The organism is Agrobacterium sp. CFBP 3001, assembly GCF_027871605.1.
Classification (GTDB): Bacteria; Pseudomonadota; Alphaproteobacteria; order Rhizobiales; family Rhizobiaceae; genus Agrobacterium; species Agrobacterium leguminum.
In genome coordinates this window covers 129,226-141,619 of sequence record NZ_JAQAHD010000006.1, presented here as the reverse complement: position 1 = coordinate 141,619, position 12,394 = coordinate 129,226, and the positions used below count along the sequence as shown (strand labels likewise).

General features: G+C 60.7%; 14 protein-coding genes and 1 tRNA gene. 11 read left to right on the top strand and 4 right to left on the bottom strand.

Features of this window, described 5'->3' with window-relative positions; genetic code table 11:
- Positions 1-145: 145 nt before the first annotated feature.
- The 9 genes from PH605_RS10545 (at position 146) to dps (ending at position 8,317) form a co-directional block, all read left to right on the top strand.
- Positions 146-1,090, top strand: a complete 945-nt coding sequence (locus PH605_RS10545; protein WP_078051664.1) for a Bug family tripartite tricarboxylate transporter substrate binding protein — start codon at positions 146-148, stop codon at positions 1,088-1,090.
- On the top strand, positions 1,087-1,581 hold the full coding sequence (locus tag PH605_RS10540) for a tripartite tricarboxylate transporter TctB family protein (protein ID WP_078051663.1): 495 nt from the start codon (positions 1,087-1,089) through the stop codon (positions 1,579-1,581). The genes PH605_RS10545 and PH605_RS10540 overlap by 4 nt, the downstream gene beginning before the upstream one ends.
- A gap of 107 nt (positions 1,582-1,688) precedes the next feature.
- Positions 1,689-3,206 (top strand): tripartite tricarboxylate transporter permease, encoded by a 1,518-nt coding sequence (locus tag PH605_RS10535; RefSeq protein WP_020809148.1) that lies wholly within the window; start codon positions 1,689-1,691, stop codon positions 3,204-3,206.
- A 127-nt stretch (positions 3,207-3,333) separates the two neighbouring features.
- Positions 3,334-3,591 carry a hypothetical protein gene (locus PH605_RS10530; protein WP_003522606.1) on the top strand — a complete coding sequence of 86 codons (258 nt, stop codon included), beginning with the start codon at positions 3,334-3,336 and terminating at the stop codon, positions 3,589-3,591.
- Positions 3,592-3,865: 274 nt separating this feature from the next.
- A complete protein-coding gene (locus tag PH605_RS10525; RefSeq protein ID WP_078051662.1) occupies positions 3,866-4,804 on the top strand; it encodes a siderophore ABC transporter substrate-binding protein in 939 nt (312 codons plus the stop codon).
- Between the two features lie 220 nt (positions 4,805-5,024).
- Positions 5,025-5,990 (top strand): ABC transporter permease, encoded by a 966-nt coding sequence (locus PH605_RS10520; protein ID WP_271040144.1) that lies wholly within the window; start codon positions 5,025-5,027, stop codon positions 5,988-5,990.
- A complete protein-coding gene (locus PH605_RS10515; RefSeq protein WP_142844949.1) occupies positions 5,983-6,951 on the top strand; it encodes an iron chelate uptake ABC transporter family permease subunit in 969 nt (322 codons plus the stop codon). The genes PH605_RS10520 and PH605_RS10515 overlap by 8 nt, the downstream gene beginning before the upstream one ends.
- Positions 6,948-7,706 carry an iron ABC transporter ATP-binding protein gene (locus tag PH605_RS10510; protein ID WP_078051660.1) on the top strand — a complete coding sequence of 253 codons (759 nt, stop codon included), beginning with the start codon at positions 6,948-6,950 and terminating at the stop codon, positions 7,704-7,706. Before PH605_RS10515 ends, PH605_RS10510 begins: the two co-directional genes overlap by 4 nt.
- A 122-nt stretch (positions 7,707-7,828) precedes the next feature.
- Positions 7,829-8,317: a DNA starvation/stationary phase protection protein Dps gene (gene dps / locus PH605_RS10505; RefSeq protein WP_003522611.1), complete on the top strand. Its 489-nt coding sequence runs from the start codon at positions 7,829-7,831 to the stop codon at positions 8,315-8,317.
- A gap of 78 nt (positions 8,318-8,395) precedes the next feature.
- Here dps and PH605_RS10500 read toward each other — a convergent pair whose 3' ends face one another.
- Complete coding sequence (locus tag PH605_RS10500) at positions 8,396-8,617, bottom strand: hypothetical protein (RefSeq protein ID WP_003522612.1); 222 nt, start codon at positions 8,615-8,617, stop codon at positions 8,396-8,398.
- A 110-nt stretch (positions 8,618-8,727) separates the two neighbouring features.
- On the bottom strand, positions 8,728-8,880 hold the full coding sequence (locus tag PH605_RS10495; protein ID WP_161987855.1) for a hypothetical protein: 153 nt from the start codon (positions 8,878-8,880) through the stop codon (positions 8,728-8,730).
- A gap of 124 nt (positions 8,881-9,004) precedes the next feature.
- On the opposite strand from PH605_RS10495, the gene PH605_RS10490 reads away from it, so the two are divergent.
- Positions 9,005-9,079 (top strand) — tRNA-Gly (locus PH605_RS10490).
- A gap of 141 nt (positions 9,080-9,220) precedes the next feature.
- Here the strand turns inward: PH605_RS10490 and PH605_RS10485 are convergent.
- Positions 9,221-10,054, bottom strand: coding sequence for an aldo/keto reductase (locus tag PH605_RS10485; protein ID WP_125145451.1), 834 nt, complete (start codon positions 10,052-10,054; stop codon positions 9,221-9,223).
- A gap of 61 nt (positions 10,055-10,115) precedes the next feature.
- On the bottom strand, positions 10,116-11,297 hold the full coding sequence (locus PH605_RS10480; protein WP_142844950.1) for an MFS transporter: 1,182 nt from the start codon (positions 11,295-11,297) through the stop codon (positions 10,116-10,118).
- 191 nt (positions 11,298-11,488) lie between these two features.
- Here PH605_RS10480 and PH605_RS10475 point away from each other — a divergent pair, with 191 nt between their 5' ends.
- On the top strand, positions 11,489-12,388 hold the full coding sequence (locus PH605_RS10475) for a LysR family transcriptional regulator (protein ID WP_142844951.1): 900 nt from the start codon (positions 11,489-11,491) through the stop codon (positions 12,386-12,388).
- The last annotated feature ends 6 nt before the right edge of the window (positions 12,389-12,394 follow it).

The following is a 12,394-nucleotide window of genomic DNA, read 5'->3' as shown; positions in this document are numbered from 1 at the left end:
TGGAGGCGGAAGAAGATGCGGGAGGAAATCCAGGATTGCCAAGGCCCCACGCTGAGCATTCAGCGCCGGCGCAGACGCGTCCGAAAGCCCCCCGCATAAACGAAAAACGACGCCCAAAAAGGGCATCCTGAGGAGGGTTTTCCAAGTGAAGCATTTTCTTATCGGCACATTCCTGGCGGGCGTGATCGCGCTTCCGGCGGTTGCAGCGGATTACACCATCATCGCCCCGGCCAATCCCGGCGGCGGCTGGGACCAGACCGCGCGCTCCCTGCAGACCGTGCTGCAGGAAGAAGGCATTTCCAAGAGCGTTCAGGTGCAGAACGTACCGGGCGCCGGCGGCACCATCGGTCTTGCGCAGTTCGCCAGCCAGCAGAAGGGCAACCCGAACGCCCTCATCGTCGGCGGTTACGTCATGGTCGGCGCGATCCTCACCAACAACGCGCCCGTCACCCTCAAGGAAGTGACGCCGATCGCCCGTCTGACCGGCGAATATGAAGCCATCGTCGTTCCGGCCTCCTCGCCGCTGAAGACCATCGGCGACCTCATCGACCAGCTCAAGAAGGATCCGGGCAGCGTTTCCTGGGGCGGCGGCTCCGCTGGCGGCACCGACCATATCGCCGTTGGCCTGATTGCCAAGGCGGCCGGCGTCGATCCGACCAAGATCAACTACATCGCTTATTCCGGCGGTGGCGAAGCGCTTGCCTCGATCCTCGGCTCGCAGGTGACTGCCGGTATTTCGAGCTACGGCGAATTCGAGAGCCAGGTAAAGGCCGGCACGCTGCGCCTGCTCGCGGTTTCCAGCGAAGAGAAGCTGGAAGGTGTCGATGCGCCGACGCTGAAGGAAAGCGGTCTCGATGTCGTCGTCCAGAACTGGCGCATGGTCGCCGCTCCTCCCGGCCTGACGCCGGAGCAGGAAAAGGCCGTCAATGCCGACATCGAAAAGCTGGTGAAGTCCGCCAAGTGGCAGGAAACCCTGAAGACCAAGAGCTGGATGGACACCTATCTCGCCGGTGACGAATTCAAGGCGCAGCTCGCCAAGGATACCGACGCCACCGCCGCCATCCTCAAAGACATCGGACTGGTAAAATGAGCCAGGGTTCCAACCCTTCGCAGCATCAAAAGCGCCGCCCTGACTGGGCGGCGCTGGTGATCGCCATCTTCCTCGTCATCATCGCCTGCGTAATCTTCTGGGATAGCGCCCGCCTCGCCAGCGTCACCGGTTATTCGCCGGTCGGCCCGGCAACCGTGCCCTATGCCATCGGCTTCTGTCTTATCGGCCTGGCGCTGTGGACGGCCATCGAGGCCTGGCGCGGTGATTTTCCCGAACGCGACAAACAGGAAATCGCCCCGGTTATCTGGGTCGTCGCCGGCCTTGCCGCGCAGATGTTGCTGCTCAACGTCGCGGGTTTCTCCATTGCCACCGGCCTGCTTTTCGCCTTTACGGCGCGCGCCTTCGGCAAACGCAAGCTCTGGTATTCGATCCCCATCGGCATCGCCCTGAGCTTCTTCATCTGGTTCATCTTCGCGCGGCTGCTGCAACTTTCGCTGCCCGCCGGGCCTCTGGAACGGCTGTTGTTCTAACAGCCATTCCGACCAAAATTTGAGATCACAGGAAACCGCAGGCGCGCAATGACGCATATGCCAGCCGTTCCGCCCGCCCATCGGGTCCACTTGGGGGACATCTGTCCATGAGTACCTTTGAATTCCTGCTGCACGGTCTTGAGGTTGCCGCCCAACCCATGAACCTGCTCTATGCGCTGATCGGCGTGACACTCGGCACCGCCGTCGGCGTTCTGCCCGGCATCGGGCCTGCGCTGACCGTGGCGCTGCTTCTGCCCGTTACCTACAGGCTCGATCCCGCCGGTTCGCTCATCATGTTCGCCGGCATCTATTATGGCGGCATGTATGGCGGCTCGACCACCTCGATCCTGCTCAACACGCCGGGCGAAAGCGCCTCGATCGTGACCGCGCTTGAAGGCAACAAGATGGCCCGCAAGGGCAGAGGCGGTCCGGCCCTTGCCACCGCCGCCATCGGCTCCTTCGTCGCCGGCCTTATCGCCACCATCGCACTCGCCTTCATCGCGCCCTATATCGTCAAGCTGGCGCTGGTCTTCGGCCCGCGTGAATATTTCGCGCTGATGGTGCTCGCCTTCGTTACCGTTTCCTCCGCTTTCGGGGATTCGGCGCTACGCGGCCTTACCTCGCTGTTCATCGGCTTTGCGCTTGCCATCGTCGGCATCGACCAGCTGACCGGCCAGACCCGCATGAGCTTCGGCATTCCCGACCTGCTCGACGGCGTGGAAGTAACGACGCTTGCGGTCGCCATGTTCGCCATCGGCGAAACCCTGTTCATCGTCGCCCAGGGCAGCACCGGCCCGGACAAGGTCGAAGCCGTGAAAGGCTCCGTCTGGATGAGCGCGCAGGACTGGGCACGCTCGTGGAAAGCCTGGCTGCGCGGCACGCTCATCGGCTTCCCCATCGGCGCCATGCCGGCGGGCGGCGCTGAAATCGGCACCTTCCTGTCCTATGCCACCGAAAAGAAGCTGACCAAATATCCGGAAGAATTCGGCCATGGCGCCATTGAAGGCGTCGCAGGTCCGGAAGCCGCCAACAATGCCTCCGCCGCCGGTACGCTGGTGCCGCTCTTGACGCTCGGCCTGCCGACGACGGCGACCGCCGCCATCATGCTCGCCGGCTTCCAGCAATATGGCCTTCAGCCCGGCCCGCTGCTGTTCGCCACCAATCCGCAGCTGGTCTGGGGCCTGATCGCCAGCCTGTTCATCGCCAACCTGATGCTGCTGGTTCTGAACCTGCCGCTCGTCGGCCTGTGGGTGAAGCTGCTGACCATTCCGAAGCCCTGGCTTTATGCCGGCATCCTGCTGTTTGCGACGCTCGGCACCATCGGCGCCAACCCATCGGTCTTCGAACTCGGCATGCTGCTCGCCTTCGGTATCCTCGGCTATATCATGCGCATCTTCGGTTATCCGATTGCGCCTGCGGTCGTTGGTCTCATTCTCGGCCCGCTTGCGGAACAGCAGCTGCGCCGCGCTCTTGCCATCGGCCAGGGCGACCCGACGGTGCTGTTCACCTCGCCGATTGCCGTTGGCCTCTTCATCGTGGCAGCCGCCGCCTTCATCATCCCGCTCATCATGCGTATCCGCGGCCGTGGCGAGGTGCTGACGCAGCTTGCCGCCAACGAGGACTGAGAAACCAAGAACCTCCCAAGGCAACTGGCCCTGTATCTTCGGATGCGGGGCCTTTTTTATTCACGCCAACGGGATGTGTGATGCGCACCCGCCCATGATAGAATTGCGCCAACCGCAGGAGAAAGACATGCGCACGATTGCGATCATGATGGTTCTGGCGCTTGCCGGCTGCACCACCGCCCCCGATGTCGAGCCCATTCCCGGCAGCATCACCTATGGCGGACAGCCGCGCACCAAACTCACCAAGTCCCCCATCGGCAGCACGCTCAGCAATGAATTCGTGATGGGCGACGGGCGGCTGGCGATCGAAACCTACCGCGTGCAACCGGACCGGTCGCTGAAACTCGAGAGGCGCGAAATCGTCGGCGACTGGCCTCCGGATTGATGGATGGGACTTGATGTGGTTCCCGCTTCTACTACGACTGACCACTCTTCCCGTCATGCCGGACTTGTGTGGACGTATTGTGGTTTACGTCCGGCGATCACAACGAGTCTTGCTACGCGCGGCTCCCCCTTTCCCGCTCACCGCAATTCAGAACCGTTCTAAAACATAATTTTGATTTCCGTCGACCTTGCCAATAAAGCTGATCGCCAACATCAAGTTAACCCGGCGGGATCACGTCCGCCGGCTCGGAACCATATTGCAAGGGACATATTAAGTGGCCATCAACTTCACCTTCCCCGTTCGGCTGCTGGCGGCAGCGGCCTTCAGCCTCGGCGCGATGACGGCGAGTGCCGAAGAAATGACGATCAAGCACGCGCAGGGCGAGACCGTGCTGAAGGCGGCGCCGAAGAAGGTTCTGGTTCTCGATATTCCCTCGCTCGACAATCTAGATGCGCTCGGCGTCGAGCCCGCCGGTGTCGTCGGCTCCAACCTGCCCACCTATCTGCAGAAATATGCCGACGGCAAATATCTGAAGGTCGGTACGCTGTTTGAGCCTGATTATGAGGCGATCAATGCGGCTGAGGCCGATCTCGTCATCGTCGGCGGCCGTTCGCGCGCGAAATATCCGGACGTTGCGAAGATCACGCCCGCCATCGACATGTCGGTGGATTCCAAGGAATTCATCGGCAGCGTCAAAGCCAACATCACCAAGCTCGGCGATATCTTCGGCAAGCAGGAAGAAGCCAGGAAGCTCGATGCCGCCATCGATGAAAAAGTGGCGAAGCTGAAGGAAATCGCACCCAATTCCGGCACGGCGATGATCCTCGTCACCAATGCCGGCAAGGTCGGCGTTTATGGCCCCAGTTCGCGCACCGGCTGGCTGCACACCGAAATCGGCTTCAAGCCGGTCGCAGCCGACATCGACGACCGTTTTGACCGTGGCGATGTCGTCTCCTTCGAATATCTGGCCGAGGTCAATCCCGAGTGGCTGTTCGTGATCGACCGCGACGCCGGCATCGGCCGCGCCACCGATCCGGGCAAGGCAGCCGCGCAGGTGCTGGACAACGAGCTGGTGCACCAGACCAATGCCTGGAAGAAAAAGCAGATCGTTTATCTCGATCCGCAGGCGGCCTATATCGTCAGCAGCGGTTATACGGCGCTCTCCACCCTGCTCGATCAGGTCTACAAGGCCGTCTCGGAGAAGAAATCGTAAAAGCCTCCAGGCATCCGCTTCTGAAGGCTGCTCCATACTCGACGTCATCCTCGGGCTTGACCCGAGGATCTACCAAGGTATCGTAAAATCAATAGGTTGCGGATCCTCGGGACATCCTCGGGCTTGTTCCGGGGACCGAGGATGACGGAGAGAGGTTTGTAGCCTCACCGTAACCTGAGGGGTCGCCGGGAGCTTTCACCATTTTCGAAAAACCGCCAACGTGAAATCCCTGTCTCTCATCCTTGCCCTTCTTCTGGCCCTGGTGCTCGCCATCACCAGCCTGTTCGTCGGCGTGAGCAACGTTTCGCTCACAACGCTTTTCGCACCGGACACGAGTGCGGACGCACTGCGCGTGCTGCTGGTCAGCCGCATTCCGCGCACGCTGGCGTTGATCCTGGCCGGAAGCTCGATGGCGATTGCGGGGCTCATCATGCAGATGCTGGTGCGCAACCGCTTCGTGGAACCTTCGACGGCGGGCACCACCGAATCCGCCGGCCTCGGCCTGCTCACCGTCACCCTGCTGGCGCCGGACACGCCGATCTTCGGCAAGATGCTGGTGGCCGCCGTTTTCGCGCTCGCCGGCACCGCGCTGTTCCTGCGTATCCTGAGGCAAGTGCCGTTGCGCGACGTGCTGCTGGTGCCGCTGATCGGCATCATGCTGGGCGGCGTCATCTCCGCCGTCACCACCTTCTTCGCTTATCGCTTCGACCTTCTACAATCGCTCGGCGCATGGATGACGGGAGATTTTTCTGGGGTGCTGCGCGGCCGTTATGAATTGCTGTGGGTCGGCTTCCTTTTCGCCATCGCCGCCTATCTCGCCGCAGACCGCTTCACCGTGGCCGGCATGGGCCGCGATTTCACCACCAATCTCGGCCTCAACTATCGCCGCGTCATGGCGCTCGGCCTCACCATCGTCTCGCTGGTCAGCGCGGTCGTCGTCGTCACCGTCGGCATGATCCCCTTTCTCGGGCTGATCGTGCCGAATGTCGTCAGTCTGATGATCGGTGACAATATGCGCCGCTCAGTGCCCTGGGTGGCAACGCTCGGCGCGGTCTTCGTGCTTTCCTGCGATATCATCGGCCGCACCGTGCGCGCGCCTTACGAAATACCCAACGGAACCGTGGTCGGCGTCATAGGCAGCGCGCTGTTCCTCTATCTCCTGCTGCGGAAACGCCACCATGCGTGAGAGACATCCCGACCGGCGTGCAAAAACCGTTCTGCTGGTGCTTGCGGTATTCGCACTCATCTCCATGGCCGCCTTCATGACGCTTGGCGCCAAGGGCAGTTGGAGCTTCGTACTGCCGTTTCGCGGCATCAAGCTTCTGTCGCTCTTGCTGGTGGCCTATGCCATCGCGGTCTCCACCGTGCTGTTCCAGACGGTCACCAACAACCGCATCCTTACCCCTTCGGTGATGGGTTTCGATTCGCTTTATGTGCTGATGCAGACCGGGCTGATCTTCGTCTTCGGCTCTGCAACCGTCGTCATGATCGATCCGCAGCTGAAGTTTCTCGCTGAAACCAGCCTGCTCGTCGTCTTTTCCGCCCTGCTCTATCGCTGGCTTTTCGTCGGTGCGGAACGCAGCCTGCATCTTCTGGTGCTGGTGGGCATCGTTTTCGGCGTCTTCTTCCGCAGCCTCTCGGGTTTCATGCAACGCGTGCTGGACCCCAATGAATATACGGTGCTGCAGGATGTGCTGTTCGCCAGCTTCAATTCCATCGATCCGACGCTTCTTGCGGTCTCGGCCGTCATCATCGGCGTGGTGACCATCATCGGACTCAGGCTGATGCACACGCTCGACGTCCTCTCGCTCGGCCGCGCAACGGCCATCAGCCTGGGGGTCGAATATAAGCGCACGGTCACCATCATCCTCGTGCTGGTCTCCGTGCTGGTCGCCGTCTCGACCGCTCTCGTCGGCCCGATCATGTTCTTCGGGCTGCTGGTCGCGGCCCTTGCCCATTATCTTACCGGCAATGGCAAACACGCCTATGTGTTGCCGGCGGCGATCCTCATCGCCGTGATCTGCCTCGTGGGCGGTCAGGTGGTGCTGGAGCGGGTCTTCGCCTTCGATACGGCGCTCTCGATCATCATCGAATTTCTGGGCGGTATCGTCTTTATCGGTCTTATTTTGAAGCGGGGTGCGCGATGATCATCGCCAGTCAGATCAGCAAATCCTATGGCGACAGCCTCGTCGTTGACGGCGTCTCCGTCTCCATTCCGGCAGGTGGCGTCACCTCCATCATCGGGCCGAACGGTGCGGGAAAATCGACGCTGCTTTCCATCGTCGCAAGGCTGATGTCGATGGATGCCGGAACAGTGACGGTGGACGGTCTGGATGTCACGAAAACCCCATCCGATACGCTGGCCAAGCGGCTCTCCATATTGCGGCAGGACAACCACATCTCTTCGCGCCTGACGGTTCGCGACCTCGTCGGTTTTGGCCGTTACCCCTATTCCAAGGGCCGCCCCACCATCGAGGATAAGGTCCACATCGACCGGGCGCTGGAATATCTGCACCTCGAAGCCCTTGCCGGCCGGTTTCTGGACGAGCTTTCCGGCGGCCAGCGACAGCGCGCCTTCGTGGCCATGGTGCTGTGCCAGGACACGGATTACGTGCTGCTCGACGAGCCGCTCAACAACCTCGACATGAAACACGCCTCCAGCATGATGAAGATCATGCGCCGCGCCGCTGACGAGCTGAAGAAGACCGTGGTTCTGGTGCTGCACGACATCAACTTTGCCTCCTGGTATTCCGACACCATCATCGCCATGCGCGAAGGCCGCATCTGCCATCATGGGCCGGCGGAAGAGATCATCCGTCCGGATGTCCTCAAGGACATCTACGACATGCCGATCCGCGTCAATGAGATAGACGGCCGGCGCATCTGCCTGTTTTACGAATGACATGATGATTGTGCAGGATTTTCGCTGTCCCAGTGCTTAGCATGGAACAGGGCCTCAGGCCCGGACGTTAAACGACGGACTTTTCCAAAGCGGCATTCCGTCCGCAACTTCAGGAGACATCGATGAAGACGCACAAGACGAAGAACGACCTGCCTTCCAACGCCAAGTCGACCGTGATCGGCATTCTGAACGAATCGCTGGCCTCGGTGATTGACCTTGCGCTCATCACCAAGCAGGCGCACTGGAACCTCAAGGGCCCGCAGTTCATCGCCGTGCATGAACTTCTCGACACTTTCCGCACCCAGCTCGACAATCATGGCGATACGATTGCCGAGCGTGTTGTCCAGCTTGGCGGCACGGCGCTCGGCAGCCTGCAATCAGTCTCCTCGACGACGAAGCTCAAGGCCTATCCGACCGATATCTATAAGATCCACGACCATCTGGACGAGCTGATCGAGCGTTATGGCGAGGTCGCGAACATGATCCGCAAGGCTATCGACGATTCCGACGAGGCGGGCGACCCGACGACGGCGGACATCTTCACCGCCGCCTCGCGCGATCTCGACAAGTCGCTGTGGTTCCTCGAAGCGCATGTGCAGGAAAAGAGCTGAGCCGGAAGCGGCTGCCGCCCCAACACACACGAAAGCGCCCGAGAAGCTCGGGCGCTTTTTTATTGTCATATGGCGCAATCAGTGCCGACGTAAAACCGCAAGACCGATATCGCGCAACATCTCATGGTCAAGAATGCCGCGCTGGGCGCTACGGATCAAAACCGCCGCGCACTCATTGGCAACATGGCTGCTGCGGTCTTGAAAGCATTCGAAACATACGCCATCGAAAATAGTCTGCAGATCGGTGATCTGCTCCGGCGACAATTGTGCGCCAACCCGTTCAAAAGCTGCGTACGACAAGGCTCATCCTCCCGATGATGATATGCCAAACATCGTTCCCAATATCGTTTTGATTTTTCTTGTGGACAGGGAATTTGTACACCCGAACGAATCACTTGTCGAATCAGATTTTAACCAAATGTAAATAGGTTATTTTCTGGCATTCCCGCCAGCCGCCACCCCATGGCAGGGGGATAAAAACCAGCTGAAACAATATCTTCAGCGGAAATTCCCTGGTCGTCAGAGCCCGTGATGGCCGCCAGTTTTCGGATAAATCCGCGCACAGGCGGATTTCCACCGAAACCACAAAAGAAACTGTTGCATTCCAAAAACGATTGAGCGATATAGCACCCGTCGCCGCTTCGGTGGCCCACGGTTCAGCGAACTACCCCGGACCGGTGGATTTGAGCGGGTGTAGCTCAGGGGTAGAGCACAACCTTGCCAAGGTTGGGGTCGAGGGTTCAAATCCCTTCGCCCGCTCCAAATTTCCAGAACAGGCAGATAAATCTTCACTGCACCCGATGTGAAACGCGTCGTTTCCATGGGCTGTGAGGAGCATTGCCGCGCGAGGATTTCCCACGCACGGGCAAACCGGGAAGGGCGTTCCCTCCCCGGCTCTTATTATCAGGCGGCCTTGTCCCAGACGGGTGCAAGCCCTTCCGGTGAAACGATGCGGCCATCAGGTCTGGCAAGCGCGCGGATCGCCGCCATTTCATCGGCCGAAAGTTCGAAATCGAAGATGGCGAGATTTTCATCGACGCGCGCTTCGCTGACCGTTTTCGACAGTGCGATGACACCCTGCTGCTGCACGAGCCAGCGCAGCACCACCTGCGCCACCGACTTGCCACGGCCTGCGGCGATTTCCTTCAGTACCGGATCGGTGAAGACCTTGCCATCGGCCATGCCGTAATAACCCGTCACCGACATGCCGGCGGCCTTTGCCGCGGCGATAACCACGTCCTGATCGATATAGGGGTGGTATTCGATCTGGTTGGTCACGATCGGGGCCTTGGACAACTTCACCGCCTCGGCCATCAGCGCCGTGCTGAAATTGGAAACGCCGATATGGCGCACCTTGCCCGCTTCCTTTACCGCGTTCAGCGCGCCGATCTGTTCTGCAAGCGAAACCGCCTCATTCGGCCAATGCAGCAGCAGCAGGTCGACATAATCGGTCTTCAGCTTTTTCAGGCTCTCATCCACGGAGGCGAGGAAGGCATCGTGCCTGTAGTTCTCGACCCAGACCTTGGTGGTGAGAAACACGTCGCCCCGCGCCACGCCCGAAGCAGCGATGGCTTCACCGACCTCAGCCTCATTGCCGTAGATCTGGGCGGTATCGATATGGCGGAAACCAGCTTTCAGCGCATGGGGAACGATGCGCAGCACATCGGCACCGGGAATACGAAACGTGCCGAAACCCAGCGCCGGGATCGAAGCGCCATTTGCGGTGACATTAAACATATATTTTCTCCTTTGAAGCGGCCCGGCCGACTTGGGAGCGGCCGGGAATTTTATGAAAAGTTCAGGCGGTTTTCAGCGTCAGCGCGGCGCGGCGGTCGAGCATGCTGCTCCAGAGGGTCAGGAGCAGGGCCACGGCGACGAGGATGGCGCCGACCCACGGGGTTGCGGCAAGACCCATCGGCGATTCCACCACCAGACCGCCAAGCCATGCGCCAATGGCGATGCCGAGATTGAAGGCGGCGATGTTGAGCGCCGAGGCGACATCGACGGCGCCGGGGCGATGTTCCTTGGCAAGCTGCACCACATAAAGCTGCAGGCCGGGAACATTGGCGAAGGACAGGAAGCCGAGCGCGGCAAGCGTGATGAGCGTCAGCACCGGCGAGAAGGCGGTGAAGGAAAAGACGAGCAGCACGATGGCCTGCGCCAGGAAGAGGCCGATCAGCGCCCTGGCCGGGTTATGGTTGGCGATCCTGCCGCCGCCAATATTGCCGGCCGCAATGGCGATGCCATAAAGCACGAGGATCAGGCTGACGCTCTTTTCGGAAAAGCCGGTGACATCCTGCAGGATCGGCGCAAGGAAGGTGAAGGCGACGAAGGTGCCGCCGTAACCGAGCGCGGTCATGGCGAAAACGATGAGCAGGCGACCGGAGCCGAGAACACGGACCTGATCGAAGAGGCTCGCCGGCGGCGCCTTCTTGAGCGTGTTCGGCAGAAGCGTGGCAATGCCGAAGAAGGCGATGACGCCAAGGGCGGCAACGACCCAGAAGGTCGCACGCCAGCCGAAGACCTGCCCGATATAGGTGCCGAGCGGAACGCCGGTGACGATGGCGACCGTCAGCCCCATGAACATCATGGCGATGGCCGAGGCGCGGCGATTTTCCGGCACGAGATCGGCGGCGATGGTGGAGCCGACCGAGAAGAAGACACCATGGGCGAAGGCGGCGATGACGCGGGCGACAAGCAGCATCTCATAGCTGGGCGACAGGGCCGCAGCGCTGTTGCCGATGATGAACAGGGCCATCAGGCCGAGCAGCAGCGGCTTTCTTTCGATCCTGCCGGTTAGCGCCGTCAGGATCGGCGCACCGAAGGTGACGCCCAGCGCATAAACGCTGACGATGAGGCCGGCAAGCGGCAGGGTGATGTGAAGATCGGTCGCGACCGTCGGCAGAAGGCCGACAATCACGAACTCCGTGGTGCCGATCGCATAGGCCGCGATCGTCAGGGCAAATATGGCCAATGGCATGACAAATACCTCTTCGCCCGGAGCGGGATCGCGGGCGTTCTGGACAGCAACGCCGTCCGGTTGGATCATTTGGATAGCGATGCTATCCGGTTGGATCAAATCTATGGACGCAATATGGGCGAAGGGGACTTGCATGATAATCGGCAAGGTCGGATAAATACCTTTGAATTGATTTCACAGGTGGTGCGGCGATGGACAATCGGGCCGGAGAAATGGAAGTCTTCGTGGCGGCGGCGGAACTTGGCAGCTTTTCCGCCGCCGGGCGCAGGCTGAAGCTTTCACCCTCGGCGGTGAGCAAGCTTGTCACACGTATCGAAGACCGCCTCGGCACCCGGCTGCTTGCCCGCTCCACCCGGCTTGTCACGCTCACACCGGAGGGCGAAGTCTATCTTGCGCGGGCAAGGCGCATTCTCGCCGATATAGCCGAGACCGAGCAGATCGTGGCGAGCGGCGGCAAGGTGGTGCCGCGCGGCCTTTTGCGCGTCAACACCACGCTGGGCTTCGGCGAACGTTATCTGCTGCCGCTTGCGCCGGAATTCTTGTCGCTTTATCCGGAAATCGAGCTGGATATCTCGCTGACCGACGGCGTCATCAGCCTGATCGAGGAACGCACCGATATCGCCATCCGCTCGGGCGCGATGGGAGATTCATCCCTGAAGGCGAGAAAGCTGAAGGAAGTGCGCCGCGTCATCGTCGCCTCCCCCGCCTATATCGAACGACACGGCCTGCCGGAAACACCGCAGGATCTGGCGCGGCACAATTGCTTCAGCTTCAATTTCAGCCGCAGCCTCAACGAATGGCCCTTTCGCAACCCCGGCTCCACGGAAGTCTACCGCCTGCCCGTAACAGGCAATGTCTCGGTCAACAGCGGCATGGCCATGCGAAGGCTCTGCCTGACGGGTCTAGGGCTGGGAAGGGTCGGCGAATTTCATATCGAGCCGGATATAGAGGCGGGCCTGCTCGTGCCGGTGCTGGAAGACTACAATGCCGAGGAGATGGAAGTGATCCACGCGGTTTATGCCGGTCACGAACACCTGGCCGCCCGCGTTCGCGCCTTCATCGATTTTGTCGCAGCAAGGGTCGGGCGGTGACTGGCC